Source organism: Magnetospirillum sp. (assembly GCA_027532905.1).
Lineage (GTDB): Bacteria > Pseudomonadota > Alphaproteobacteria > CACIAM-22H2 > CACIAM-22H2 > Tagaea.
In genome coordinates this window covers 1,072,150-1,096,503 of the sequence record JAPZUA010000002.1, presented here as the reverse complement: position 1 = coordinate 1,096,503, position 24,354 = coordinate 1,072,150, and the positions used below count along the sequence as shown (strand labels likewise).

27 protein-coding genes and 1 pseudogene are annotated in these 24,354 nt (G+C 61.7%); 18 read left to right on the top strand and 10 right to left on the bottom strand.

Going from position 1 to position 24,354, the window contains the following annotated elements; genetic code table 11:
* Window positions 1-31: 31 nt before the first annotated feature.
* The 3 genes from O9320_13225 to O9320_13215 form a co-directional block, all read right to left on the bottom strand.
* Window positions 32-601: a TetR/AcrR family transcriptional regulator gene (locus O9320_13225; protein MCZ8311806.1), complete on the bottom strand. Its 570-nt coding sequence runs from the start codon at window positions 599-601 to the stop codon at window positions 32-34.
* Between the two features lie 61 nt (window positions 602-662).
* Window positions 663-1,937, bottom strand: a complete 1,275-nt coding sequence (locus O9320_13220) for a pentapeptide repeat-containing protein (GenBank protein ID MCZ8311805.1) — start codon at window positions 1,935-1,937, stop codon at window positions 663-665.
* A 56-nt stretch (window positions 1,938-1,993) separates the two neighbouring features.
* Window positions 1,994-3,196 carry an FAD-dependent oxidoreductase gene (locus O9320_13215; protein ID MCZ8311804.1) on the bottom strand — a complete coding sequence of 401 codons (1,203 nt, stop codon included), beginning with the start codon at window positions 3,194-3,196 and terminating at the stop codon, window positions 1,994-1,996.
* 67 nt (window positions 3,197-3,263) lie between these two features.
* Here O9320_13215 and O9320_13210 point away from each other — a divergent pair, with 67 nt between their 5' ends.
* Window positions 3,264-4,766: an FAD/NAD(P)-binding oxidoreductase gene (locus tag O9320_13210; protein MCZ8311803.1), complete on the top strand. Its 1,503-nt coding sequence runs from the start codon at window positions 3,264-3,266 to the stop codon at window positions 4,764-4,766.
* 10 nt (window positions 4,767-4,776) lie between these two features.
* On the opposite strand, the gene O9320_13205 is transcribed toward O9320_13210, so the two are convergent.
* Both O9320_13205 and O9320_13200 read right to left on the bottom strand, forming a co-directional pair.
* Window positions 4,777-4,950, bottom strand: coding sequence for a hypothetical protein (locus tag O9320_13205; protein ID MCZ8311802.1), 174 nt, complete (start codon window positions 4,948-4,950; stop codon window positions 4,777-4,779).
* A gap of 79 nt (window positions 4,951-5,029) precedes the next feature.
* Entirely contained in the window at window positions 5,030-5,689 is a 660-nt protein-coding gene (locus tag O9320_13200) for a peroxiredoxin (GenBank protein ID MCZ8311801.1), read from the bottom strand.
* 347 nt (window positions 5,690-6,036) lie between these two features.
* Here O9320_13200 and O9320_13195 point away from each other — a divergent pair, with 347 nt between their 5' ends.
* The 5 genes from O9320_13195 to O9320_13175 all read left to right on the top strand — a co-directional run bounded on the left by O9320_13195 (window position 6,037) and on the right by O9320_13175 (window position 8,851).
* Complete coding sequence (locus O9320_13195; protein ID MCZ8311800.1) at window positions 6,037-6,192, top strand: light-harvesting protein; 156 nt, start codon at window positions 6,037-6,039, stop codon at window positions 6,190-6,192.
* A gap of 11 nt (window positions 6,193-6,203) precedes the next feature.
* Window positions 6,204-6,437: a light-harvesting protein gene (locus O9320_13190; protein MCZ8311799.1), complete on the top strand. Its 234-nt coding sequence runs from the start codon at window positions 6,204-6,206 to the stop codon at window positions 6,435-6,437.
* Between the two features lie 131 nt (window positions 6,438-6,568).
* Complete coding sequence (locus O9320_13185) at window positions 6,569-7,999, top strand: PucC family protein (GenBank protein MCZ8311798.1); 1,431 nt, start codon at window positions 6,569-6,571, stop codon at window positions 7,997-7,999.
* A gap of 97 nt (window positions 8,000-8,096) precedes the next feature.
* Complete coding sequence (locus O9320_13180) at window positions 8,097-8,249, top strand: hypothetical protein (GenBank protein ID MCZ8311797.1); 153 nt, start codon at window positions 8,097-8,099, stop codon at window positions 8,247-8,249.
* 113 nt (window positions 8,250-8,362) lie between these two features.
* Window positions 8,363-8,851 carry a PAS domain-containing protein gene (locus O9320_13175; GenBank protein MCZ8311796.1) on the top strand — a complete coding sequence of 163 codons (489 nt, stop codon included), beginning with the start codon at window positions 8,363-8,365 and terminating at the stop codon, window positions 8,849-8,851.
* Here the strand turns inward: O9320_13175 and O9320_13170 are convergent.
* Window positions 8,824-9,219: a metalloregulator ArsR/SmtB family transcription factor gene (locus tag O9320_13170; GenBank protein ID MCZ8311795.1), complete on the bottom strand. Its 396-nt coding sequence runs from the start codon at window positions 9,217-9,219 to the stop codon at window positions 8,824-8,826. The genes O9320_13175 and O9320_13170 overlap by 28 nt on opposite strands.
* A gap of 71 nt (window positions 9,220-9,290) precedes the next feature.
* Here O9320_13170 and O9320_13165 point away from each other — a divergent pair, with 71 nt between their 5' ends.
* From O9320_13165 to O9320_13155, 3 genes are read left to right on the top strand one after another with little or no spacing between them, the layout of a single operon-like run.
* Window positions 9,291-9,515 carry a DUF2892 domain-containing protein gene (locus O9320_13165; protein ID MCZ8311794.1) on the top strand — a complete coding sequence of 75 codons (225 nt, stop codon included), beginning with the start codon at window positions 9,291-9,293 and terminating at the stop codon, window positions 9,513-9,515.
* A 7-nt stretch (window positions 9,516-9,522) separates the two neighbouring features.
* Window positions 9,523-9,960: a YeeE/YedE family protein gene (locus O9320_13160; protein MCZ8311793.1), complete on the top strand. Its 438-nt coding sequence runs from the start codon at window positions 9,523-9,525 to the stop codon at window positions 9,958-9,960.
* Window positions 9,961-9,968: 8 nt separating this feature from the next.
* Window positions 9,969-10,430 carry a YeeE/YedE family protein gene (locus O9320_13155; protein MCZ8311792.1) on the top strand — a complete coding sequence of 154 codons (462 nt, stop codon included), beginning with the start codon at window positions 9,969-9,971 and terminating at the stop codon, window positions 10,428-10,430.
* On the opposite strand, the gene O9320_13150 is transcribed toward O9320_13155, so the two are convergent.
* Window positions 10,390-11,382, bottom strand: coding sequence for a Rieske 2Fe-2S domain-containing protein (locus tag O9320_13150; protein ID MCZ8311791.1), 993 nt, complete (start codon window positions 11,380-11,382; stop codon window positions 10,390-10,392). The genes O9320_13155 and O9320_13150 overlap by 41 nt on opposite strands.
* Window positions 11,383-11,486: 104 nt before the next feature.
* Between O9320_13150 and O9320_13145 the strand changes: the two genes are divergently transcribed.
* The 4 genes from O9320_13145 (at window position 11,487) to O9320_13130 (ending at window position 15,109) form a co-directional block, all read left to right on the top strand.
* Window positions 11,487-11,915, top strand: coding sequence for a thioesterase family protein (locus tag O9320_13145; protein ID MCZ8311790.1), 429 nt, complete (start codon window positions 11,487-11,489; stop codon window positions 11,913-11,915).
* Between the two features lie 213 nt (window positions 11,916-12,128).
* Window positions 12,129-13,178, top strand: coding sequence for a TRAP transporter substrate-binding protein (locus tag O9320_13140; protein MCZ8311789.1), 1,050 nt, complete (start codon window positions 12,129-12,131; stop codon window positions 13,176-13,178).
* The gene (locus O9320_13135) at window positions 13,179-13,799 is read left to right on the top strand and encodes a TRAP transporter small permease (protein MCZ8311788.1); all 621 of its coding nucleotides are present in this window, start codon (window positions 13,179-13,181) and stop codon (window positions 13,797-13,799) included.
* Complete coding sequence (locus O9320_13130) at window positions 13,796-15,109, top strand: TRAP transporter large permease (GenBank protein MCZ8311787.1); 1,314 nt, start codon at window positions 13,796-13,798, stop codon at window positions 15,107-15,109. The genes O9320_13135 and O9320_13130 overlap by 4 nt, the downstream gene beginning before the upstream one ends.
* 194 nt (window positions 15,110-15,303) lie before the next feature.
* On the opposite strand, the gene O9320_13125 is transcribed toward O9320_13130, so the two are convergent.
* Together O9320_13125 and O9320_13120 are read right to left on the bottom strand one after the other, a co-directional pair.
* A complete protein-coding gene (locus tag O9320_13125; protein MCZ8311786.1) occupies window positions 15,304-15,804 on the bottom strand; it encodes a hypothetical protein in 501 nt (166 codons plus the stop codon).
* Window positions 15,805-15,877: 73 nt separating this feature from the next.
* On the bottom strand, window positions 15,878-16,360 hold the full coding sequence (locus O9320_13120; GenBank protein ID MCZ8311785.1) for a protoglobin domain-containing protein: 483 nt from the start codon (window positions 16,358-16,360) through the stop codon (window positions 15,878-15,880).
* A 423-nt stretch (window positions 16,361-16,783) separates the two neighbouring features.
* Here O9320_13120 and O9320_13115 point away from each other — a divergent pair, with 423 nt between their 5' ends.
* The 4 genes and pseudogenes from O9320_13115 to O9320_13100 all read left to right on the top strand — a co-directional run bounded on the left by O9320_13115 (window position 16,784) and on the right by O9320_13100 (window position 20,866).
* Window positions 16,784-17,308 carry a PAS domain-containing protein gene (locus O9320_13115; GenBank protein MCZ8311784.1) on the top strand — a complete coding sequence of 175 codons (525 nt, stop codon included), beginning with the start codon at window positions 16,784-16,786 and terminating at the stop codon, window positions 17,306-17,308.
* A complete protein-coding gene (locus tag O9320_13110) occupies window positions 17,283-18,575 on the top strand; it encodes a methyl-accepting chemotaxis protein (protein ID MCZ8311783.1) in 1,293 nt (430 codons plus the stop codon). Before O9320_13115 ends, O9320_13110 begins: the two co-directional genes overlap by 26 nt.
* Before the next feature lie 268 nt (window positions 18,576-18,843).
* Window positions 18,844-20,139: a site-specific integrase gene (locus tag O9320_13105; GenBank protein MCZ8311782.1), complete on the top strand. Its 1,296-nt coding sequence runs from the start codon at window positions 18,844-18,846 to the stop codon at window positions 20,137-20,139.
* A 244-nt stretch (window positions 20,140-20,383) separates the two neighbouring features.
* A pseudogene (locus O9320_13100) lies at window positions 20,384-20,866 on the top strand (transposase).
* Window positions 20,867-21,188: 322 nt separating this feature from the next.
* Here O9320_13100 and O9320_13095 read toward each other — a convergent pair.
* Window positions 21,189-23,483, bottom strand: a complete 2,295-nt coding sequence (locus tag O9320_13095) for a MobA/MobL family protein (GenBank protein ID MCZ8311781.1) — start codon at window positions 23,481-23,483, stop codon at window positions 21,189-21,191.
* A 338-nt stretch (window positions 23,484-23,821) separates the two neighbouring features.
* Here O9320_13095 and O9320_13090 point away from each other — a divergent pair, with 338 nt between their 5' ends.
* On the top strand, window positions 23,822-24,181 hold the full coding sequence (locus O9320_13090; GenBank protein MCZ8311780.1) for a hypothetical protein: 360 nt from the start codon (window positions 23,822-23,824) through the stop codon (window positions 24,179-24,181).
* Window positions 24,182-24,354 lie beyond the last annotated feature (173 nt).

The window sequence follows — 24,354 nt, the reverse complement described above, 5'->3', positions numbered from 1 at the left end:
CTATCAGTAGGTAGTTTTGCCGTCAAAATTTTTAGCCGTCGATCGTTGCTTCGATTGCATCCAGGGCGCGCGCCAGGATGCGCGGATCGCGCCGCGCCCAGGCGACCAACAAGGCGCCTTGCAGTGCCGACAGCGTCGTCTCGGCGGCACGCTGCGCCGCTTGGCGGTCGGACGCCGATTTCGACGCGCGCTGCGCGAGGTAGATCTGCGCGAGCCATTCGGTCTGACGAACGAAGAAGCGCTCGACGTTCTGGCGGACCGCATCGGGCAGGAGCTCTGTTTCCGTTGCGAGCATCCCGCACAGGCAGAATTGCCTTTCCTGAAGACTGCGGAGATAGATTTCGCCGTAGGCCCGCATGCGCCTGCGCAGATCGGAGAACTGCACTTCGATCGCGGCGGTCTTTTCGTCGAACTGGGCGATGTAGCGTTCGACAAGGGCCGCACCGAGATCGGCTTTGCCCGGAAAATGATGGTGGATGCTCGCTTTGCGGATGCCGACGCGCGCGGCAAGATCGGCGTAGCTGACGCTCGAATAGCCGTTCCTGCGCATCAGCGCTTCGGCGGCATCCAAAAGGTCGTCGCGGGTGTTCGACATGAGCATGACGAGAAACTACCTTCTGGTAGGTAGCTTGGTCAAGCCGTTTCTTTTGGCGAAGCCAAACTCAGCCCTGCGGGCGTGCTGCGAGTGCGGCGGGTGCGCCGATGGCACCGGCAAAATCGGCACCGGCGGTGTCGCATTCGGCCATCGAAACCCAGCGCAGATCGGCATTCGCGAACGACACGTTGGCAAGCTGGCAGTGCTGGAACTTCGCATGGCGAAGCACTGCCGCATCGAAGCGCGCGATCAGCGACCGGCCCGAGGCCACGACGAGCGGGGCCAAATTGCAGCCTTCGAACACGGCGCGCACGAGATTGGCGCCCTTTAGATTGGCGCCGCGCAGATCGGCACTTTTGAAGATCGCACCGCGCAGATCGGCCCCCTCGAACAGGCTTGCCTGAAGCCATGTGCCGTCGAACCGCGCATTGGCGATGCAGGCCTCTTTCGCTTTCAGCGAGGTGAGCAGCGCGTGTTCGGGCCACGAGATATCGCGCAGATCGAAGCCGGAAATGTCGAGCGGACGGCCTTTGGCGCCGGCGCTTTCGATCCAGGCGCCATGGTCGCGCACGAGGATGTGCAGCGACTCCTTGAGCATCGACATCGGCTTGCCGCGCGGCTGGTCGGTCAAAGCCCCGGTCTCGTCGCAGCCTGTGCGGTCGGCCGCCACCATCGTCGTCCCGTAGAGATTGGCGTTGCGCAACACGGCCCCGCGCATGTCGGCGCGCGAGAGGTCGGCCCCTTCGAGATCGGCCCCTTCGAACGTCGCGTTCTTGAGGTTGGCCTTGGCGAGATTGGCCCCTTTGAGGATCGCGTCGGTGAAATCCGCCATCGCCGCGACCGCGCCCGACATGTTGGCTTGCGTGAGGTTCGCGTTGACCATGCGCGCGCGCGAAAGATCCGTGGGATCGGCCGACGTCGCGACGTTTTCGAGGTCGGAGGCGAGGCGCTTGGTGAAGATCGCCCCTTCGCGCAGATCGGCGTTGAACATTTCGGCAGCCGTGAGGTCGGCCCCTTTCAAGACCGCACCGCGCATGTCCGCGCGCGTGAGATTGGCGCGCACGAGCTTGGCTTTGGTCAGATTCACGCAGAACAGCATCGCGCGCTGCAGGTCGCTGCCGCTCAGATCGCACTCGACCATGATGGCACCGGTGAAATCGGCCTCCGCCAGATTCTTGCAGGCGAGATTGAGGCCGGTCAGGTTGCGGTAGCTGAAATTGGCGCGCTGGCCGCCCGGACGGTTGTTTGCGAACAGCTCGTGTTTGCGGACCGCAAGATCGCACTCGCGCTGGTCCATGCTGCGGCGACGATGGAAGTCGTCCTGGTCGACCACGGCTGACATTGCGTTCGCTCCCGGCGACAAGATTCTTGAGCTGCGAGTGTGCGGTGCTTGGGACCTTAGGGCAAGGGCGGGCTCGCGAAGCGGTCGGGCTCCATGCCGGCAAGCGGGAAGGGGCTTGGGTGTCCGCCCGCGAGTGCTGCGACGATCTGCGCCGTCAGCGGGGCGAGCGTGATGCCGTCGCCCTCGTGCCCGGCGGCGACGATCGCGTTGCGCCGTATGCCTGAGCGGCCGAGCAGGGGGCGCTTGTCGGGCACAAACGGGCGCAGGCCCGCAAAGGCGCGCAGGATCGTCGCTTTGGCAAGTGCTGGGACGCGCTTGGCGCCCTCGGCCAGAATGGTGCGGTAGCCGTCGCCCGACACGCGCCGGTCGAAGCCCGCAAATACGCGCGTATTGCCGACGATATGCTGGCCGTGCGGCGTGGCCTCGAGCGTGAAGCCGTAGCCCATGCGCACGAGCGGGTCGGGCGAGGATTTGGCGGCGTCCGGATCGAGCTTGGCGGTGAGGTAGCGCGCCGATACGAGAAAGCGCGTGGCGAGCGGCTTGGCGCGTGCGGTGACCAAAAGCTCGCCGCGGCGGGGGACGACCGGCAATTCGAGCCCAGCAAGGGCACCTAGTTCGCGGCTCCAAATGCCGGCACAGAACACAAATTGTTCGGCCGCCAAGTCGATGCGTTCGCCGTCGCCGCGTTCGAGATGCGCCCTGGCGATGCGGTCGCCCGCCACGTCGAATTCTTTGACGGAGGTGTGCCACAGCGTTTCCACGCCGCGTGTCCGCGCGGCCGCGACAAGGGCGAGTACGACGAGATAGGGGGTCACTTGCGCCTCGTCTGGCACGTCGAGCGCACCGTGCAAGTCCGGCGACAGGTTGGGCTCGATCGCCAGCATGCCCGCCCGATCGACCATGCGCGCATCGACTCCGGCCGCTTGCAGCAGCGCGCAATGCGCGTCCATCTTGGCGATCTCGTCGGCCGCTTCGATCAGCATGAGCCCGCCGCAGCGCTTGTACTCGATTCGCGAAGGCCCCAGCCGCTTGGCCAAAGCGGGATAGAGGCGCTGGCTTGCCGCCGCCATTTCCAAAGCCGGGCCCGGCGTTTTGGTCGAGACCGACACGTAGCCGTCGCACGCCCCGGAGCTGCCCGCGTTCGGCAATGCGCTATCGATCAAGACGACGCGATGGCCCGCGGCGGCGAGCGCTTCGGCGCACGCAGCCCCCATGATTCCGGCGCCGAAAACGGCGATCTCAGTGTCGATGCGGCGCATAGGCGGCGGTTGCTCCTTGCGGTCTTTCGTGACACGGTTCGGGATCAATTTCAAACGGACCGAAGCTTTGTTCCGCCCTCTCGATTCCGCAGCCGATCCCGAAGCCGAAACATCCGCGCCGCCGCACAGCCGCCTTGCGCAAGCTCTCTTGCGCGGCCCGCATCCGGCCCTGTGCGCGATCGGTCATTGCTTTCAATGTCTGGACGCCGAGGGCAAACGCACCTGCCGCGCGCAGCCCAGCGAGTCTGCATCTCAGCCATTGCCGGCGTGCGAAGCCGTCGTGATCGGTGCCGGGCCGGCGGGCTCGGCTTGCGCGCTTGCCCTTGCGGCCGAAGGGGTCGAGACCCTGCTGCTCGATGCCGATGCGGCCCCCGGCGGCAATGTGTGGCGCAAGCCGCGCGGGCGCGACCAAGGCAGCGGGGCATGGCTGCGCAGTCGCGTTGGAGCGGCCAAGCATCTTTCCCATCGTGCGGGCATCGAGGTCCTGGACATTCGCGCCGGCCATGAAGTGTGGGCGCTTGATGCGGCCGGGCGCGGCCATATCTTGAACGCCAAAGCCGTGGTGCTGGCGACCGGTGCCATCGAGCGCAACGTTGCCGTACCGGGCTGGGAACTGCCGGGCGTGTTCAATCTCGGCGCCCTGCAGGCGCTGGCGAAGGGGCAGGGCATTGTGCCGCGGGGGCCGACCTTGCTCGCAGGCAGCGGGCCGCTGCTTTATCTCGTCGCGGACGAGATGCGCGCGGCCGGCGTGGAACTCGTCGCGGTCGTCGATGCGTCGGGCTTGCCGTCGCCAAGCGTCTTGCGCGCGTTGCTGGGGGCGCCGGGCCTGCTCGGCCGGGCCGCCGGTTTCGTGCTGCGCTTGATGCGCGCGCGCGTGCCGATTTTGCGCAAGCATGCGCTTGTGCGCGTGGATGGCGACAAATCCGTCGCGTCGGCGACGGTCGCGAGATTGGACGATCCCAGCCGCACGCGCCGCTTCGACGTTGCGGTCGTCGGTGCGGGCTACGGCTTGATGGCGAATATCGATCTCGTGCAGGTCGCCGGTGCCGACACCGCTTTCGATGCGGCACTCGGCGGCTGGCATGCGCGCGTGGACGGCGTCGGCGAAACCAGCATTGCCGATCTCTATGCGATCGGCGAAACGCGCGGCGTGCGCGGCGTGGAAGCCGCCTTGTGCGACGCGCCCGAGACGGCCGCCGCGATCGTGGCCCGGCTCGGCCGCACGCCGTCGCAGGAGATGGTCGAGGCCGTGCGGCGCGCGCGTATCAGGCGCAAAAGCTTCGAAGCGGCCGCGCGCGCACTTGGGCGCTGGTTGCGTATCCCCGCGCAATCGGCAGCACCCGAAACGATCGTGTGCCGCTGCGAAGCGGTGACGCGCCGCGATCTCGATGCGGCACGTGCGCTCGATCTCGACGCACCCGCCGCACTCAAAATGGCCACGCGCCTCGGCATGGGTTTTTGCCAAGGCCGCGTGTGCGCGGCGGGAATGAGCGATCCGGCAGCCGGCCCGCCGCGCGCACGCTTTCCGATCCGCCCGTGCCCGGCGGACGCGTTCGGCCCGGTCGTCTAAACGGCGTTGCTTAAGCCGCGCGCTGCTGCGGCAAGGAAACGCTGCTGTCGTTGGCGGCGTTCTGGTTCGTGCGCCGATTGGCGCGGTTGCGCACATCGTCGGCCGAGACCCACAAAACGACGCCTGCAAACGTCGCAAACAAGACGAGCACGAAACCCAGATAGATCATTTCGCCGGTTGCCATCGCCATCTCCTTTGTGTTGCGAGGATGACGGCAGATTGGCAACCGGCGCGAATGGTTGCATTGATTCAGGTCAAGTCGCCTATTTCGGCTGGGGCACGATGCGCAAGTAGGGCTTGGGCGCCTTCCAGCCGCCCGGATATTTGGCCTTGGCTTGGTCGTCGGTGACCGAACCTGCGATGATCACGTCCTCGCCGTTTTTCCAGTTCACCGGGGTTGCGACCTGGTGCTTGGCGGTGAGCTGGATGGAATCCAGCAGGCGCAGCACTTCGTCGAAATTGCGCCCCGACGTCATCGGATAGATCAGCATGGCTTTGATCTTCTTGTCGGGGCCGATGATGAAGACCGTGCGCACGGTCGCATTGTCGGCCGCTGTGCGGCCGTCGGCCGTGCTGCCTGCCGCCTCGGGCAGCATATCGTAGAGTTTTGCAACTGCAAGCGTAGGGTCGCCGATCATCGGGAAATCGACCTTCGAGCCTTGCGTTTCCTCGATGTCGGCCGCCCAGCGCGCGTGGTTTTCGACCGGATCGACGCTGAGGCCGATCACTTTCGTGTTGCGCTTGACGAATTCGGGCTTGAGGCGCGCCACGTAGCCGAGCTCGGTCGTGCAGACGGGCGTGAAATCCTTGGGATGCGAAAACAGCACCGCCCAACTGTCGCCGATCCATTCGTGGAAATGGATCGTGCCTTGGGTCGTGGTGGCGGTGAAGTCCGGCGCAACGGCGTTGATGCGCAAGGTCATGGCTTGGCTCTCCCTTTGGACTGAATTTCGCGCGCGACGCTAGCACGCAATCGGGGTGCCGACTCGGGCCATGTCATTTGTAACTTTATGTCGACAAAAATTTATGACAGGTTAGATTTACATATTGGAGTACCGTTTAGTGCTGTAGAATTGCGAGATATTCGCAAAAACCATTCATAAACAAACATAAACCGTTAAATTTCCGCTTGGCGTGGTCGTGCTCGCTTGATAAGTTTGTCCGTTCATCGATTCCTCCGTTTGGGTCGATGACATGTTCTCAAGTTGTAAAACCCTGCGTGCGGGATCTGCACGCTCTTGAGTCCCAAAGAACCCCTAGGAGGAACGACATGTCCGACGATCCCACCAAAGTCTGGCCGACGGGCCTGACGCTGCCGGAGGCGGAGGAGATCCACCGTCACATCATCGACGGAACGCGCATCTTCGCGCTGGTTTCGTTGGCCGCACATCTGATGGCGTACATGTTCACGCCCTGGCTGAAATAGGAGAACGCACCATGTTTTACGGAAGAATGTGGCTGGTCGTGAAACCGTCGGTCGGCATCCCCATGGGCGCCGTCGGCATCTTTGGGGTCTCGCTGTTCATTCACGCGTGCATCCTCACGAACACGACGTGGTTCCCGGCCTTTCTGAACGGCAGCGCCAAGCCGCGCATCGTTTCGGAACTGGTCGTTCCCACAGGACAACCGCCGGGCGCGCAAGCGTTTGCGTCCCTGGAACTCCCGAAGTAACGGGGCTGCACGGCAGACGACGTCAACGGGCCGGGGTCCTAGTCGGGATCCCGGCCTGTTTCGTTTGATCTGATGCTTTTGCCTCGTTTCGTTTGCAAGGCCGCACAGAGGGCCGCAAAGAGGATCGTGCGATGAGTGGAATGCGCCAGAAAGCCGTGCTGTTCCTGCTGCAGGCAGGCCCGCGCTTTTTGCCGTTTGCGGATGCGGCGACGCCGGATCTGCCGCTCGGCCGTCTGCTGCGGCTGTCGCTGTTTCAGGTTTCGGTCGGAATGGCGCTGGTGCTGCTGGTCGGCACGCTGAACCGCGTGATGATCGTCGAACTCGGCGTCTCGGCCGCCTTGGTCGGCGTGATGATTTCGCTGCCGCTGATATTCGCGCCCTTCCGCGCGCTGATCGGTTTCCGTTCGGACACGCACAGCTCGGCCCTGGGCTGGCGGCGCGTGCCCTTCATCTGGCGCGGCACGATGATCCAGTTCGGCGGCCTTGCGCTGATGCCGTTCGCGTTGCTTGTTCTCGCCGGTGGCGGCGAGTCCGCCGATGCGCCGGCCTGGATTGGCCAGCTTGGTGCGGGCCTCGCGTTTCTGCTGGTGGGGGCGGGGCTCCACATGACGCAGACCGTGGGCCTCGCGTTGGCGACGGATCTCGCACCCGTCGAATCCCAGCCCAAAGTCGTCGGGCTCATGTATGTGATGCTGCTTGCGGGCATGATCTTCTCGGCCCTGTTGTTCGGCTGGCTGCTCGCGGATTTCTCGCCGCTGCGCCTCGTGCAGGTCATCCAAGGTGCGGCCCTCGCGACGATCGTGCTCAATGTGGTGGCGTTGTGGAAACAGGAGCCGCGCAAGCCGCTCTACGGTGCGGCCGCCGCCGCGCCCGCAAAAAAGCAGCACTCGTTTGCGGAAGCCTGGGCCCATTTTGTCGCCGGCGACCGTGCCATTCGCCGCTTGATTGCGACCGGTTTCGGCACGATGGCGTTCAGCATGTCCGACGTGCTGCTCGAGCCCTATGGCGGGCAGATACTGCATATGGAGGTCGGCACCACGACGGCGCTCACGGCCACGCTCGCGCTCGGCGGGCTGTTCGGCTTTGGCCTGGCCTCGCGCGTGCTGGGCCGCGGTGCCGACCCGTTCCGCATGGCAAGCTACGGCGCTTTGGTCGGCATTCCCGCTTACTTGGCGCTGATCGCATCGGCCCCGTTCGAAGCCCCCGTGCTGTTCGGCCTTGGTACCGCGGCAGTCGGGTTCGGGGCTGGGCTGTTCGGCCACGGCACCTTGACCGCGACGATGAACTTGGCGCCCAAAAACCAGACGGGTCTCGCCCTTGGCGCTTGGGGGGCCGTGCAGGCTTCGGCAGCCGGCCTTGCGGTGGCGACGGGCGGCATCGTTTACGAGGCCGTCGCCTGGTTTGCCGCCGCGCGCGGGCTCGATCCCGCGACCGGCTACAATGTCGTATATGCGATCGAGATCGGGCTCTTGTTTGCGGCCCTGCTGGCGATGCTGCCGCTGCTGCGGCGCACGACGGGGCTCGCACATGTCAATCCGCCGACCGGGGCCGCGGTATCGTGACGGCCATCCTTCCGACAAAGGCATCGACATCCAGCTTGCCGCCTGAATTCCCCGCCTTTATCCTCAAATGAACGCCCGCGACCCATCGGAGCCCCACATGTCGAAGAAGATCATGCGCACCTACCGCTCGTTGATGTACCTGCTGCCGGTTTTCGTGCTGCTGGTTCTTTTTCCGAGTTCGGGACCGGTCGCGCCCGTGATGGCGCTCCTTGCCATTATCTTCATCCTGTTCAATTGGCTCGATAGCTGATCGGGCAAGCTGCAGCACCGAGACGTCGCCGCATCGCCTTTTGACACGGCGACGGCACGCAGGGTCTGTCGCTTCGCCGATCGATCGCAAACGAGATCGGCACGATTGCACCAATGCGTGACTTCACCGTCGAGCCCTTCGATACCGAACTCTGGCATCCGCGCACGCGCAGCGTCTATGCGCATTGGCAGGGCCTACCGCGCCCGCATGGACGCCTTCCGGTCCGCGCCGCCTTCGATGCGTTTGCCGTACCCGCCGCCCTTGGCTGGATCTGGATGCACGACATCGAGCGCGAGCCATTTCGGTTGCGCTGCCGCCTGTTCGGCACCCGGATCGCCGCGTCGGTCGGCGTCGACATTACCGGCCAGTATCTCCAGGACCGCCCTTTGTCCGATCCGCAGCGCCCGCTCGACGCGGTGCGCCTGCGCCTGACCGCGATCGACGGCTTGGCGACTTGGGCCCGTACGCCGCCGATCCTGCACCATGGCGACATTTGGTCGGAGGTCGAGAGCCTGATGGTGCCGTTTGCCGACGACGGCGAACATCCCGACATCCTGCTCGGCGTCTCGGTCTATTACCGCTTCGACGGCTCGGACGTCTGAGCGGCGCGACCGCGTGCAGCGGGTTTGGATACACGCCGCAGCGCTTTGGGCTTCGGCGCGCAATATATCCGGTAAAGCGTTTCGAGCACGCGCGTGACGGCGGCGTCGGCAAGGCTGTAGCGGATCGTCTGGCCGTCGCGGCGGGCGGCGACGAGGCCGAGTGCGCGCAGTTTCGCAAGATGCTGCGAAAGCGCTGCCGGGCTCAACGCGACGATCTCGGCGAGCGTGCCGGCCGATTTTTCGCCCTCCAAGAGGCTGCACAGCACCATCAGCCGTTTGCCGTTGGCCATCGCGCCGAGCAGAGCGGCCGCCTGTTCGGCTTTCGATTCCAACGCGTTGGCCGCGATTTTCCGTCGTTTCGTTTCCATCTTCATTATTTTAGTATTTTCGAATATACTTAACAAATAGTTTCACGCTCGGAAAAACGAAGGAGCTTTCCATGGCCAATGTTGGATCGACCGATCGCCTGCTGCGTTTTGCCGGCGGCGCGGTGCTGCTCGCGGCTCCGTTCTTGCCGCCCTTCGCCGAATTCTTCGCGGCCCTCGGCCTCTGGAAATTTGTATTCGTCGCGGTGGGTGCGATCTTGATGGCGACGGCAGCCTTCCGCTTCTGCCCGGCCTATCGGCTCATCGGCATTTCGACATGCCGCATCCCGTCGCCGTGACGCCGCGATGACCGACTTTTCGTTTGCTGCCGCATTGGCGGGCGGTGCGCTGATCGGTGCGGCGGCCATGCTTCTGATGCTGTTCGAGGGGCGCATCGCGGGCGTGAGCGGCATTGCGTCGCGCCTGCTGCCGCCTTACGCCGCTGGCGACTTCACGGGGCGCGAATTTCTTGGGCGGGCCGCTTTTGTGGTCGGGCTCGTGGCCGCACCGCTTGCGTGGCGGCTCGGCACGGGCGCCATGCCAGAACTCGTCGTCGAAGCGGGGCCTGCCACGCTCGTCGTGGCGGGCCTACTGGTCGGCTTCGGGGCGGTGTGGGGCAGCGGCTGTACGTCGGGCCACGGCGTGTGCGGATTGTCGCGCCTGTCCAAACGCTCTTTTGCGGCCGTCGCGATCTTCATGGCGACGGCGATCGCGACGGCCATTCTATGGCGGCAATATCTGTGAGGTTTGCGGTGGCGATCTTCGTTCAATTTGCGATCGGTTTGCTGTTCGGGCTCGGGCTTGTCGTCTCGGGCATGTCGAACCCGGCGACGGTGCTTGGATTTCTCGATTTTGCGGCGATCGGCGCAGGGGCTTGGGATCCGCGCTTGGCGTTTGTGCTGTTCGGCGCCGTCGGGGTTGCCGCACTCGGCTATCGCTTGGTGCTGCAGCGCCGGCAGCCGGTCTTCGCCGACGCGTTCCATCTGCCGACGGCGACGTCTATCGATGCGCGTCTCGTATTCGGGGCGGCGATTTTCGGCGTCGGTTGGGGGCTTGTCGGGTTCTGCCCCGGCCCTGCCTTCGTTGCGGTCGGGACGGGCGCTGCACCGGCATTGCTGTTTGCCGCCGCAATGCTGGTCGGCATGGCGGCGGCACGGGCACTCGCCGCAAATCTCAGCCGGAATCGGCCAGGGCCAGCAGCATCCGGCGCATGATGAGGCCGGGCTTGTCCGACGGCATGTGCCGTTCGGCGGTCGCAAAATCGCGCAACGGTACGTAAGGGTCGGTTGCCTCGAGCACGGCTTTGTCTTCGAGCGTGACCGCGCGATCGAACGCCACGGCCTTTGCGGCCGGAACCTCCGCTTCGCTGTCGTTGCGATAGGCCCATTGCACGAGCCGCGTATGGCCCTCGTCGACGGGTACGGTCGCGGTCACGATACGGTGGGCAACGCCGTTGGGATAGGTAAGGTCGAGCTTGCGCAGGAACGGGACCCAGTAGCGATGCACGGTCGTGCGCGTCGTGGTCTCGCCTGCAAGGCCGGAATAGGCGGCACCGATGGCGCGGTTGGCGGCGCGAATGACCGTGTGCGTCACGAACCCGTCGGCAAATTCCTCGATGCTGTTTTCGGCCGGGATCGGATCGCGCGTGTTGCCGAACGTCGCCTGGTGTACGAACTCGATATGCGCATTGTCGAACTCGTTTTCCATGAGGCGCAAGGCGCCGCAGCCCCATGTCTCGGCAAATTCCGGGATGCGCCGCCAAGCTGGATCGCCGTCTTCGGCAAAATCGGGAATGTCGGCTTGCGGCGTGTCGAGCGCGACCCAGACATGGCCGTAGCGCGCTTGGGCATGGTACGCGGCGATTTTGATGTTGCCGGTCGCGGCCGGATCGACGCGCTGCGGGATGCGCACGCATTTGCCCGACCGATCGAACGTCCAGCCGTGATAGCCGCACACGATGGCGCCGTTTTCGACGTATCCGATCGAAAGTTTGGCCGTGCGATGGCAGCAGCGGTCGATGGCGGCGGCGGGTGCGCCGCTTTCGTCCAGCCACAGCACGAGATCGACGCCGAGTAGGCGCTGTGCGACCGGCCCTGCCGCGAGATCTTCGACGCGCACGAGCGGATACCAGAAGCGCTTCAGCGCCGGAATTTCCGAGAGTTTCATGGGGGTATCGGCAAGCAATTCGGATGCCAGTCCGCTCTCGACGCGGTGCAGGCGACTATGCTGAGCTTCGTACGCCCTCAAGCTGATCGGGGAACCAACTGCCCATGAGCGAAAAACCGGAACTCGCCGACTATCCGCGCCAATCTTACGACAAGCTGCGCTATGCCGACACCGACCGGCAAGGGCACGTTAACAACGCCGTGTTCGCGACGTTTTTCGAAACCGGCCGTGTCGAATTTTTGTACGACCCGGCCGCACCGCTCCATGCGCCCGACGGCGCATTTGTGATCGCGCGCGTGGCCATCGATTTCGTCGACGAAATCCGCTGGCCGGGCAGGGTCGATATCGGCAGCCGCGTCGCGGCGATCGGGCGTTCGTCGATACGGCTCGAACAAGCTTTGTTCCAGGACGGCCGCCACGTCGCTTCCGCCGAAAGCGTGATCGTGCATGTCGACACGGGCGACCGCAAATCGCGCCCGCTGCCGCCCGCAAGCGTCGCCGCCCTCGAGGCGTGCAAGGCACGCACGGACTAGATTGCGGCGAAGATTCATGCCGCGCGTTCCACGCGTCGATGCTCGCGGCCAAAGAGGCGTTGGGCAAGATACACGGCCTCGCGATCGACGCCTTGAGGCCGCCCCCGTGCGACGCGGCGAGGCGCAACGCGTTCGGCCTAAGGCCTTCAATGGCATATGAATTGCATCATCCTGGGGCGATTTGTTGTATCGATCGAACCAGGAGTTTTGCGCATGCGGTCGTTTGTTTTCGGGGTCGTTGCGGCCCTTGTTGTCGGCTCCGGGGTCGTTGCCTCGGGTGCGTCTGCCCAGACCCCAGTTCGTTGGCTGAGCCAAACGCCGAGCGTGCAAACCCAGTTTCCGATCGAATCGGCGGCGATGGCGCGCATCACTTCGGCGGGCGTTGGCCTGCGCGTCGATCGTCAAGAGTTCATGGCGCTCGGCCTCAATCTTGCCGATGCGCTGCGCCTCGTGCGCGGGGGTACTTACGACATCGTCTCCACGCAAATCGGTCTCGCCTCGCGCGACGATCCGTTCCTTGAAGGCATCGACCTCATTGGCGTGTCGACCGACATGGACGATCTCGAATCGGCCGTGAAGGCCTATCGTCCGCTGTTCGACAAGCGCTTGGAGCAGCGCTTCGGCGCGCGCGCATTGGCGATCTGGCCGTTCGGCCCGCAGGTCTTTTTCTGCAACCAGGCCATCAAGACGCTCGACGATCTCAAGGGCCAGCGCGTGCGCTCGTTCACGCCGTCGATGTCGAAGCTGCTCGAGCAGCTGGGCTCGACGCCCGTCTCGATCGCGTTCCCGGAAGTCTATCCCTCTCTGCAGCGCGGTGTCGCCAATTGCGGCGTCACGTCGCCCACGTCGGCCAACACCGGCCGTTGGCCTGAGGTGACGTCGCATCTGCTGCCGCTCTCCGTTTCGGGCTCGGTACAGGCGCATCTCGTCAACGCGGCGTGGTACGCCAAGCTCTCGGCACCCCAGAAGGACGTGCTGTCGCTCGAGCTGCGGCGCATGGAAGCCGAACTTTGGAACCTCGCGCGCAACACCAACGAGATTGCGACCAACTGCAGCATCGGCAAGGAGCCGTGCACGCCGCCGCATGTGAGCTACAAGATGACGCTCGTCGACGTCGCACCCGCCGATCTCGCGCGCGTGCGCAAGATCTCGGCCGAGCAGGTCCTGCCCGAATGGGCCGAGCGCTGCGCGCGCGCGTATCCGAACTGCAAGCAGGCCTGGAACGGCAGCATCGGCAAGGCGCGCGGGATCACGATCCCCTAAATGCCCGGCGCCGGCCCTTACGACAGCAACAATCCCGTCGCGCGCGTTCTGGGGCCGGCCGTTCGCTGGTTTCAGATCGCGTGCGGCTGGGCGTTGATGGCGATTTGCTTTGCCACCCTCTACGACATCGTGGCGCGGCGCTTGTTTGGCCACTCCGTGCAGGGCGTGAACGAGCTCGGCGCCTATCTGCTCGCCATCGTCTCGGCCTTCGGGTTTTCCTCCGCATTGCTGCAAAAGGCGCATTCGCGCGTCGATTTCCTCTATCCCTATATGTCGCCGCTGGCGGTCTCGATCCTGAACCTCGCGACGGCCGTGTCGCTCGCCGCACTTGCGGCGATTTCGGTTTGGCAAGGCTGGCACGTGCTCGACGAGAGCCTCCTGTTCGACAGCCGTGCGGCCACGCCGCTGCAGACGCCGATGTGGATCCCGCAGGGCCTGTGGCTCGCCGGGCTTGCCCTGTTTGCGGGCGTTTCGGGGGCGTGTGCCGTGCATGCCGCACTCCTGTTCGTGCGCGACCGCAAACGCCTCGATGCGCTCTACGGTCCGCTCACGGTCGAAGGCCAGATCGAGGTCGAAACGCAAGGGACGTTGCCGCCGACCGCCGAAGGAAAAGCATCGTGACGATCGGGATCGCCGCCGTCGCGATCGGCTTCCTCGGCATGCTGCTGCTCCTGTTCCTCGGGCTGCACGTCGCAACCGTGCTGTTCTTGACGGCTGCCGTCGCGATCGAGATCTATTTCGGCGGCGCGTTGATGGCGATCTACGGCACGCAGCTTTGGAGCGCCATGGAGGACTACATCCTCCTGTCGATCCCGCTCTATATTCTGCTCGGTGAAATTCTCGTGCGCTGCGGGGCGACCGACAAGATGTACGGTGCCTTGGCACTTTGGCTCGGCCGCCTGCCGGGCGGGCTCCTGCACACGAATGTCGGCGCATCGGCGCTGTTCTCGGCCGTTTCCGGCTCGTCCGTTTCGACGGCCGCAACCATCGCGACCGTGGCATTGCCGTCGTTCCGCCAGCGCGGCTACGACGACCGGTTTGTGCTGGGCTCGATCGCCGCGGGCGCGTCGCTCGGCAATCTCATTCCGCCGGGCATTGCCTTCATCGTCTATGCCGCATTGACGAACAGCTCGGTCGGCCAGCTCTACGCGGGTGCGATCATTCCGAGTGTGCTGATGACATTTCTTTTCATGGCGACGATCGTGGCAATCGCACTGCTGCGTCCGAACCTGATGGGGCCCAAGGAGCCCAAACGGAGCCTCGCCGAGCGCATCCGCGGCCTCGCCGACCTCACCGGCCCGATCGTCGTGTTCGTCGTCATCATGGGGTCGATCTATACGGGCTGGGCGACCGTCACGGAATCGGCGGCTTTGTCGGTGCTGGTGGCCCTTGTGATCGCGGCCGTCAATCGTACGCTCACGATCCGCATGCTGCACGAAAGCTTCGTTGCCACCGCGAACCTCACCGCAATCACGATGCTCATTTTGGCAGTCGCATTTTTCCTCAACTTCGCGCTCGGCAGTCTCAACGTGACGCAGACGTTGAGTGCTTTCATCGCCGGCCTCGGCCGCTCGCCGACCGAGCTTATGTGGATCCTTGCGGTCTTCTACGTCGTGCTCGGCGTCTTTTTCGAGACGCTGCCGATGATGGTCGGCACCGTGCCGATCGTGTTCCCGATCATCGTGGCGGCCGGCATCGACCCGATCTGGTTCGGCGTGTTCATGGTGCTGATGTGCGAATTGTCGCTGCTGTCGCCGCCGGTCGGCATGACGCTCTACGTCATCCAGGCCGTTCGGCGCGAAGGCAATATCCGCGACGTGTTCGCCGGCACGATCCCGTTCGTGGCGGCAATGGTGCTGATGACGGCGATCCTGATCCATTTCCCGTGGATCGCGACCGAACTGCCGCAGCGCATGTTCGCGCCGAACTGACCCCGCGAACGAAGTCGACCACCCCAATCCAAACGCGCGTCAACTTGTCGCAGCAGCGCCAACTGGCTCCGATATGCGGTGGCGGATCGGCGTGCGCATTTCGCGCGTTTGATCGAGGTGCGACCTGCCGGCTGCAGCACCCGCTTCTGTCGGCGGTGCAGGTGCTGCGCAGCCAAAGCGCTGCTTCGGGGACACTAGGCTAGCCAGCGTATCGACGATTCGTCCCAATGCGCGAAACTGGCGAAGCGAACGTCCGGGCGCAAATCTCCGGCAGCGACGAAATAGATCATCAAAAGAACCTTGCGCGGGCCGTTTGTTGCGGGAAGTGCCAAACGCCCCACGTCGATCGCCGTTCCGTCGGTAAGCTGCGACTTCGTTTCGAACCAGAACGGATGCCCTTCGTCGATGGCCCTGTCGATCTGCGCGTAGCGTTGCTGCCGCTCGGCCTCAGGTGCCGAATGCAGCACGGTCGTGCCGCGCGGATCTTCGAGAAGCAGTGCGGCGATATCGTCGCCGACCAGGCTGTAGAGATAGCTGCCGTCCGGCATCCGCCGGTAGCACATGCTCATTGGCAACAAATGCGGCGGAATTTCCGAGGCCGCGAACGCGACCGGCGGCAGAAGTTCGCTCCCGCGTGCTTTGTTCCAAGCCGCAAGAGCTTGGTCGGCGTCGAGGGGCAGTCGTTTGTCGGTCACGCGGATTGTCTCCGATCGGATCCAGAAACGCCGCCAGTCTGCATCCGTGCGATTCCCGATGCGTTGAGATGGGTCAAGCGTCGTGCAGCCATGCGGCACGCGTATATGAAGTCAGCGCGAGGTCCATGTCGAGCGCGACCGCCTTGGCAATGGCCTGCAACAGTTCGGCGAGATCCATGCCGCTGTAGTGGAGGGCCGCGAGGCGGATCATCTCGCAATGGAAGTAGTTGTATCCGGCGATGTAGAGATACGGCGCGACTTTCCGCCGGTAGTGAATCGTGCCGATCCGGATCGCTTGATCGATGTAGTCGTCGTCGAACCGGCCGGAAAAGAGCGAATCCCAATGCTTTTTTTGCGCCGGCTTCAAATGCCGTTCGATGTCGTAGCCGTAAAAAATCGCGGCCGTCGCCGGCATGTGGTGGATGAACCGATAGAATTCGGCGATCAGGTTGTCGATGTTGTTTTGCACGATCGGATGGAACGTGCGCATGTTCCCGATCGTAATGTCGGTGATATTCAGAAGCTTCAGACGTTTCGAGAGATCGACAGCTGCCACGACGCGCTTCCTTCTTTAGCAAGGCTTCGGGTCGGAAACCGACTCGGCGCGCAGAAATCCAAACGCGATACCCGAAACGTATCGTCGGCGTACTTAAGGAAGACTTAAGCGACGGCAACCATGCGAAACGCCGAGCGCGGCTGCGCCGCCGCACCGCGCTGTCCGTACATTCACCAATTTTTAAGCACTTCCATTCAATTCTGGCTTCAAACAACAAAAAGGGAAGGAGCCGCACGATGGGCCGCACGATATCGTTGATGCCTCGACGCAACGGGCTCATCTGATCGCCCGCAACGCAAAGCCTTGCATCTGCAGACATGCCGAGGCGCGCTCGATTCGAACGTTTCGGACGCGGCGAGCGCACTTCGCTTCAGGTCAAGAAGGCCACAATCGCCTGATCGCGCAGTAATAGGGGGTCGAAACATGGCAAAATACGCCTTCAAGCCAACCGGCATCGAACGAACCTTCGGCGAGGACGAGGTTATCGTCAGCAAGACCGACCTCAAGGGTCGGATCACCTACGGCAACGAAGTCTTCCTTCGTATCGCGGGCTATCCGGAGTCGGAGATTGTTGGCGCGCCGCACAGCATCTTGCGGCATCCCTGGATGCCGCGTTGCGTGTTCAAACTGCTGTGGGACAGAATCGAATCGGGCGACGAGGTTTTCGCCTATGTCGTCAACATGGCGAAAGGCGGCGACCACTATTGGGTCTTCGCGCACATCACGCCCACCTTCGCGTCCGACGGCAGTGTCGTCGGCTACCACTCCAATCGCCGCAAACCGAAAGCAAACCAGTCGCAAGCGGCCACCGGCCTGTACAGAACCCTCTCGGAAATCGAACAGCGCGCGTCCGACAGGAAGATCGGGATGGAGCAATCCTTCGAGTATCTCGGCTCTATGCTTGCGTCGAAGGGGGTCAGCTATGACGAATTTATCTTCTCTGTCTAAGGCATGTTTTGCGGCCGCATTCGGCGCGTTCGTGGGGCTCGCAGGCATCGTCGCAGGTCTGCTCGGTCTCCCGCTGGCACCGATCTTGGCGCCTGCGAGTGTCTTTTCGACGCTGATCGCCGTCTATTTTTCGCTTCGCGCGCGGCGTTGCGTGATCGACGTCAGTGCTGTCGCGCGCGCGGCGGCCAAAGGGAATCTCGAGCCGCGTCTCGTCGGCATTCGCGATTCCGGCGAACTGCGCGAGCTTTCGAACTCGATCAACACGCTGATCGACGCGACCGATGCGTTCGTGCGGGAGGCAACGGCGTCGATGGACCATGCGCGGCAGGGCAAGTTCTACCGCAAGGTTCTCGAGACGGGCATGCTGGGATCGTTCAAGCGCGCCGCTCGTATCGTCAACGAAGCGAACGATTCGATGCGCGAAAAACTCGCGGCCAATCGCAAACTGGCAGTCGACTTTCAGGACGAGGTCGGCTCGGTCGTCCAAAGCGTCGCCGGGTCTGCGAACTCGCTTCGCGAACATGCGGAATCTTTGGTCAAGATAGCCGAGGATACGCAACAGCGGTCGCTCGTCGTTTCGGCGGCTTCCGAAGAGGCAACCGCGAACGTGCAAACGGTCGCTGCCGCGGCCGAAGAGCTTTCGGCGTCGATCCGCGAGATTTCGTCGCGCGTCGGCGAGGCGGCGGCGATCGCGACGCAAGCCGCTACCGAGGCCAGAGCCGTCGACGCGACCGTCGCCTCGCTTGCCGCCGCGACAGGGCGCATCGGCGAGTTTGCGACTCTGATCCGCAAGATCGCCGAACAAACCAATCTGCTGGCGCTGAACGCAACGATCGAGGCGGCCCGCGCCGGCGATGCCGGCAAAGGATTCGCGGTTGTGGCCTCTGAAGTGAAGGGGCTGGCGAATCAGACGGCCCGCGCCACGGAAGACATCTCCAGCCAGATTGCCGCCATTGCGGATTCGACGCGCGACGCCGTGGCGGCAATTCGCGGTATCGCGACCACTGTTGAGAAAGTCAACGAGGCGACGACCGCGATCGCCGGGGCGGTCGAAGAGCAGAATGCGGCGACCCAAGAGATTGCGCGAAGCGTAAGCGAAGCTTCCGCCGGCACGAGCATGGTGACGTCGAACATCACATCCGTTTCGCAATCGACCGAAAGCGTCCGCGAATCGGCGCGCACTGTGCTCGACGCCGCATCGGGGCTGAACACACAGTCCGAGGCAATGCGCGATTCGGTCGCAAGTTTCCTTGAAAAGACACGATGACGAGCCCGCGCCTTCGGCGCGCAAAAAAAGCTACTTTTTCAATGGAATCGACCGTCAGGTCCGCGCTTTTGCTCGCGCTGGCGTTCCCTAGGGGATTCGAACCCCTGTATCCACCGTGAAAGGGTGAATACAGACGTCCTTATGGACAGTGTGGGACAGTACGGAACTCAAGAAATACAAGGCTTAAGCTGACGTTCGTCCCCTTGCGTTTTGTTATGTTCAGCCTCATGTTTTCCGTACAGATTCCGTACGGAAGGTATTGGGTGACATGATGCGTGGCGGTCTCAAAAGTACGAAAGTGCGTGGCGGTAAACTTGACAGCTTTAGCGCGCGTGAAAAGTTGCCCGCACGTCGCGAACCTCACTGGCGCGCAATCGAACCAGGGTTTGCGCTCGGCTACCGACGCAGCGCTGGTAAGGGTGGAACATGGATCGCGCGCCGCTATACATCGGACGGATATCCTCGGATTAGATATCGTGCCCTCGGAGCAGCCGACGATTACGCCCCTGCGGATGGGACTCGTGTTCTGACTTTTGCGCAGGCACAAGAGTGCGCTCGCGCGTGGTTGGTGGAGGCTGCGCGAGCAGAGGCAGGCGGAGTGGACGTAACTCAGCCATATACGGTTGGTGACGCACTCGATGATTACTTAAGTGATTATCGAACACGGGGCGGCCGAGCGGAAAAAGAGACACGGCAAGCGATTGATGTTCTGATCCGGCCGGTTTTGGGATCTGTTCAACTTGCCAAATTGACCCATAGCCAAGTGAAGGGGTTTCGCGACGGGCTCACAAAAACCGGGCGCAGGCTTCGCACGCAGCGGGGGCACGAACAAAAGTTCAAAGAAATTGATATCAACGATCCCGACCAGTTACGCAAACGACGGGCAACAGCAAACCGGGTGTTTTCGACACTCCGCGCAGCATTGAATCACGCCCACCAATGCCAGCACATTTCATCAGATTCCGCATGGGCTGCCGTAAAGCCATTTGAAAACACAGATGCGCCACGGATCCGTTACCTGATGGACGATGAAGCTTTGCGGTTGGTCAATGCATGCGAGACAAGTTTTCGGGCTATTTTAATTGCTGCGCTGCTGACTGGCTGCCGATATGGTGAACTTATAAAGATGCGCGTTTCAGATTTAAACTTCGATAATAGTTCTATCCATATACCTTTCACCAAGAGTGGCAAGCCCCGTGATGTCGCATTAACTGACGAGGGGCACGAATTCTTTGCTCAGGCAGTAACTGGTAAGGTGCCAAATGCGCTGGTGTTTTTGCGGAGCAACGGGAAGCCTTGGAAAGCGGCGGAACAGGTGCGTCCACTGCACGTAGCTTGCGAGGTGGCAGGTATTGCACCGATGATTTCATTTCATATTCTGCGCCATACCTACGCCAGTCGACTTGTGCGTTCTGGCGTGCCCATGGCGGTGATCGCGGCACAATTGGGCCACGCCGATATTCGTGTAACCAGCCGACACTATGCACATCTGTCGCCCAGTTACGTTGCTGATACTGTGCGAACCGCATTTGGATATATGGGTTTAAATGGTAATGATTTATAAGTTTTATCTTTATTATCGTCATGAGTATAGTCCGCCTGCTGATGCCGTGTACTGGTGCGGGGAGCACCAAAGCATTCTCTATACAGGGCGCAAAGAGCTTGTGCTGGCGGATATTGCCCGCCTTGCGTAAGGTCGGCCGACCAAACGCACCGTCGAGTTAATGCCGTGGCGCTGGAGCTCCACTGGTCTGCCCTGGGTTTCGCGGACACCGAGATTGGTGTCACACTGGAACCGGAGGACGACCATGGGACAGAGAAGGATCTTCAGCCGCGAGTTCAAGCTTGAGGCGGTGAAGCTGGCACGAGATCGCGGCGTGTCGGTCGCACAGGCGGCACGCGATCTGGATATCCACGAGAACTTGCTGCGTAAATGGTCTAGGCAGCAGGCTGCCGATCCGAAGAGCGCATTCCCCGGTCATGGGCAAATGAAGCCCGAGCGGCAAGAGATCGAGCGGCTGCGTCGTGAAGCTGAAGGCGGAGCGCGACATCCTAAAAAAAGCCGCGGCCTACTTCGCGAAGGAGTCGATGTGAAGTTCGGCTTCGTGGCGAAGCACCGAGGGATCTGGCCGGTGCGGTGGATGTGCGGGGCGCTCGGTGTCTCGCATGGCGGGTTTTACGCCTGTCTGGGCCGCCCGCCGAGCGACAGGTCCGTCTACGACGCCATGCTCGAACGTGAGATACGATCGAGCTTCCTGACCAGCGACCGGTTTTACGGCGCCCGGCGGGTCAGCCGAAAGATCTATCGCACGCGTGACGATGCGTGAGCCGACGTGTTCGACTATATCGAGCGCTTCTGCAACCCGCATCGCAGGAACTCAACGCTCGGTTACAAGAGCTCGATAGCCTTCGAGGCGAAGATGCGGGTAGCTTAACTACGTGTCCGCGGAACCCGGGGCAGCCTAAAACGATCAAGCGAAAGACCATCTAGCAACGCCGCTTGTTGCACCGGCAAGCCACTGCCTAAACTGCAAACCCAGATGCGCTGAAGCCTCCGTTAACCGCCTTCTCAAAACGTCCCGATTCTTCTGACGACGGACAACTATCAATTCGTTAACGATCCCAGGTATCCCTCTTAGGCTTGCGCAGCGGCTCTTGCTGCACATCTGTATCCTTTGGGTTTATTACCTCCGGATCCTTCAGTATAGCGCGGCTGAGATCTTTCTGGTCAATCTCTCGCCTTATCAAGTGAAGTTCATACCTAAGGGATTCGTGCTCGGCAGGTCGCTCGCTTGCTTCCAGAGCACGGGCTCGGTTGTTGTACAGCTGCTTCAATTCGATCACGGAAAATCGCTTTAGGTCCTTTTCAGAAATCTTGGCCCTTGTGTACCCCGAGTTCGAATTGAGGAGACGCTGGATTGCCGAAGCAACGTTAGACTTGGAGATATCTTCTGACTGCAGTTTGGCGCTTTCGCGAGCTAGGCCAGACGCGATCGTATCGCTCTCAGGGGCATCTTTTGCATTGTTAATCCCGTTGGTGTTATTGGCGGGCGCGTCAATTGCCCGAACACGATCACGTGACGTGCTAATCGTCGGATATAGATCTTGCTGTCGATTTGATCTGGCCGTGTCGCGTTCGAGTGCTTTCCGCAAATCTTGGTTTGTCTTCAGCAAATCGCTCAATAGTGATTCGAGTTCATCGATCGACGATTCGAGAGCACGCAGCACCGGCAATCGAAGCGATGTCAGGATGCGTCGTTGCCGAATTATCTCGTCTATGTTTTCGACTTTTTCAAGCTTGACCAATTCGTCGATCAACGTTCGCGCCGCACTATGGTGGCCCAATGAGTCAAGGTAGCGGATCAGTAGTTCAGCATAGGTTGGAGGCGGGGTCTTTTCGGCATTGAGCCCATCACCCTGCAAAGCACGAGATAGCAATTCTTGTGTTCCAGCGTAGTGCAGTGGGTCAATCTCCGCATAGCTCGCGAGTATGACACTGCCTGCCTTCTTGTCGATATCCACAAGCAAATTTTCGATTGCCGCTGACTGTGACGCTAACAACTCCGACAGCCGCTGAATCTCAATTGGCGTCGCATGGCGTGCAGTCGAGGCAACCTGTAGCTTTTTTGAGACTCGGTTGAGTTTTGCGTAAAGCTCGGTCAATCGATCAAGGCATCTAGATTCGCGAGCCTCAATCTCGGTGAGAGTGCTGCGAATGTTATAGAGCCCTGTTTTGCTAGGGATGCCTCTGCGTTCTAGCGCGGTCGCCGTCTGCCCCAGGTGCCGTTGCCGGCATTTTTGCAAGATGCCAATGTCCGAGTACGATCCAGGATGATACAGTCTTTGGAATTCCTGAGGATGCTTGGCGTAGTGTTCGACGAGCGCGCGGTTGACGGCGTTGACGTACGCTTCTCGGAGAGAACGTATCCATTGCGCGCCCGCACAATCTCGGTTCTTTCTTTCCGCGAAATCCGGTTCAAGAGTTGAGTCTGGCGCCGATCCTTGCGGCTTCCAGCCAATGATGGGCCTATCGAAATAAACGATATGCACATGGATGTTTCTCTTGTCGCCTCCTGCAGCTGTGTTTGGTTGGTGAACGGCCGCAAACCATCCGAGCTGTTTTGAGTCAAAAACTTCGCCAAATTCCGTCAGCAAATTTCGGATTCTCTCTGGCGGGAGATCGTAGGGCAGCTCAGCGATAATTCTTAGCTGAAGAGTCGCATCGATTCTCGCCTCGCTATCGGCAATTTTTCGCCAAAAAAGTTTGCGCTGCTCAAGCGTGGCGCCGATCGAGCCGAGCAGAATTGGCCCCATGCTATCATGTATGATTTCCCGTTGGCGCCGCTCACCATTGCGCGTGTGTCGCTCGATATAAACTTGGTGGTCGACAGCGGTATATTTGCTTTTTGCTGCGCCGGACCCGTTCCGCCAGCGCTCACGGGCCATAGCGGCAGCGGGAGTTGATAGACTTCGCCCCTTCGGGGTGGTCAAGAATTTGCTATTCGATGCAATCGTCCAGACATGGTGGCGGTCGCAGTATTTTGCACCGGCCTCCTTTACGATTTCGACGTCTCTTCCGATCGGAAATATGGCGACACTTGATCGCTCCTTTACCGAATTTGGAAGGCTCCAAGTGCGGGGTGCGGAAACCCGCGATTGCCGAAAGTGCACTGGCTGAATGTTGGTTCCGGGGGGTGCACTATCGACGGCCGCGTATTTGGCCCGGACATCCTGAGAAACTTGCGCGATCGGTTGCTGATGGCGAATCGCGAAGCGGCGCGCCATCCGCAGGAGGACCGGGGGTGGAACGCCATGTCTTCCTCCGAGAAGAAGTTTGACCTCTTGATCGCCTTCGTCCAGGCGTCCAGGGCGGTGTTTTTTCCAGAAGTCCTCGTCGAAATGGTCCATTTCATTTGCCTCCGTGTCGTCCCACAGGTGTGGGACGAAGAATTGCGCTTTTCCCGAGGATGCCTCCGGCATCCTCGGGAAAAGGCATCGGCGGCCTGCGGCCGCTGGTTTGTTAATCCGAAGCCGCCGGCGGCGGCACCTCATTGCCTCGATGCCGGTGTCAGAATAGTCCGGAGCGTCTTAAAAACCGGCGCGGCGGGAGCGGGTTTGAGCATTGGCGCAGTCAGAAACTACAACAAGAAACTGTTAATTTTAAAAACACGCTCCCGCCGCGCCGGTTTTTAAGACGGGTGGGGATAAGCTGCGGCGGTACTGACTACTCAAATAGGGAGCATAAAATGGACAACGCGATACAGGACATCGACCCATTTGGAGGTCTGCGGAAGCGCATCGCTACCCTTGAAAAAAGGATAGAGAATCTGAAGCAAGGGATATCGGAGCAGCGCGAACAGCTCCGTGACGCATACCGGAGGCTGGAAGTCGCCCAGGATCGGAGGGAATTCGACTCCCTCAAAGCCTTCATTCGGGTCAAATCGGCCGATCATGGCTGGGGCGCAACCTCGTTATTGTCATTCGCCAAATGGGCAATAGCGCAGGGCTTCACTCCGGATCAGCTTATCGACGCTGCCCAGCAAAAATCAAAGATGGCAGCGCCGCCGAAGCCGCCACCGAAGAAATCGATAGAAATTGAATTGTAGTAGACTGAATCCGCTTATTGGGCTGCCCTCGGGCTTGTGTGTGGCAAAAGACCAAGTGTCCGCATAAACCGAGGCAGCCCTTCGGAGCCAATCTTGGTTGCGAATCAAGTGCTCGATTCAGGCGGCTGCCAATGGTGGTTGAAATAAATCCATGATCCTGAAACAATTGCAAT

What these genes read in the sequence shown, in the direction of transcription:
- O9320_13200 (MCZ8311801.1), bottom strand. Translation starts at nt 5,689, where the DNA reads ATGACCTTGCGCATCAACGCCGTTGCGCCGGACTTCACCGCCACCACG.
- O9320_13135 (MCZ8311788.1), top strand. Translation starts at nt 13,179, where the DNA reads ATGCCCGGCGCCGGCCCTTACGACAGCAACAATCCCGTCGCGCGCGTT.
- O9320_13225 (MCZ8311806.1), bottom strand. Translation starts at nt 601, where the DNA reads ATGCTCATGTCGAACACCCGCGACGACCTTTTGGATGCCGCCGAAGCG.
- O9320_13165 (MCZ8311794.1), top strand. Translation starts at nt 9,291, where the DNA reads ATGGCCAATGTTGGATCGACCGATCGCCTGCTGCGTTTTGCCGGCGGC.
- O9320_13220 (MCZ8311805.1), bottom strand. Translation starts at nt 1,937, where the DNA reads ATGTCAGCCGTGGTCGACCAGGACGACTTCCATCGTCGCCGCAGCATG.
- O9320_13170 (MCZ8311795.1), bottom strand. Translation starts at nt 9,219, where the DNA reads ATGGAAACGAAACGACGGAAAATCGCGGCCAACGCGTTGGAATCGAAA.
- O9320_13090 (MCZ8311780.1), top strand. Translation starts at nt 23,822, where the DNA reads ATGGACAACGCGATACAGGACATCGACCCATTTGGAGGTCTGCGGAAG.
- O9320_13110 (MCZ8311783.1), top strand. Translation starts at nt 17,283, where the DNA reads ATGACGAATTTATCTTCTCTGTCTAAGGCATGTTTTGCGGCCGCATTC.
- O9320_13160 (MCZ8311793.1), top strand. Translation starts at nt 9,523, where the DNA reads ATGACCGACTTTTCGTTTGCTGCCGCATTGGCGGGCGGTGCGCTGATC.
- O9320_13140 (MCZ8311789.1), top strand. Translation starts at nt 12,129, where the DNA reads ATGCGGTCGTTTGTTTTCGGGGTCGTTGCGGCCCTTGTTGTCGGCTCC.
- O9320_13175 (MCZ8311796.1), top strand. Translation starts at nt 8,363, where the DNA reads ATGCGTGACTTCACCGTCGAGCCCTTCGATACCGAACTCTGGCATCCG.
- O9320_13145 (MCZ8311790.1), top strand. Translation starts at nt 11,487, where the DNA reads ATGAGCGAAAAACCGGAACTCGCCGACTATCCGCGCCAATCTTACGAC.
- O9320_13195 (MCZ8311800.1), top strand. Translation starts at nt 6,037, where the DNA reads ATGTCCGACGATCCCACCAAAGTCTGGCCGACGGGCCTGACGCTGCCG.
- O9320_13190 (MCZ8311799.1), top strand. Translation starts at nt 6,204, where the DNA reads ATGTTTTACGGAAGAATGTGGCTGGTCGTGAAACCGTCGGTCGGCATC.
- O9320_13185 (MCZ8311798.1), top strand. Translation starts at nt 6,569, where the DNA reads ATGAGTGGAATGCGCCAGAAAGCCGTGCTGTTCCTGCTGCAGGCAGGC.
- O9320_13150 (MCZ8311791.1), bottom strand. Translation starts at nt 11,382, where the DNA reads ATGAAACTCTCGGAAATTCCGGCGCTGAAGCGCTTCTGGTATCCGCTC.
- O9320_13215 (MCZ8311804.1), bottom strand. Translation starts at nt 3,196, where the DNA reads ATGCGCCGCATCGACACTGAGATCGCCGTTTTCGGCGCCGGAATCATG.
- O9320_13180 (MCZ8311797.1), top strand. Translation starts at nt 8,097, where the DNA reads ATGTCGAAGAAGATCATGCGCACCTACCGCTCGTTGATGTACCTGCTG.
- O9320_13095 (MCZ8311781.1), bottom strand. Translation starts at nt 23,483, where the DNA reads ATGGACCATTTCGACGAGGACTTCTGGAAAAAACACCGCCCTGGACGC.
- O9320_13205 (MCZ8311802.1), bottom strand. Translation starts at nt 4,950, where the DNA reads ATGGCAACCGGCGAAATGATCTATCTGGGTTTCGTGCTCGTCTTGTTT.
- O9320_13115 (MCZ8311784.1), top strand. Translation starts at nt 16,784, where the DNA reads ATGGCAAAATACGCCTTCAAGCCAACCGGCATCGAACGAACCTTCGGC.
- O9320_13105 (MCZ8311782.1), top strand. Translation starts at nt 18,844, where the DNA reads ATGATGCGTGGCGGTCTCAAAAGTACGAAAGTGCGTGGCGGTAAACTT.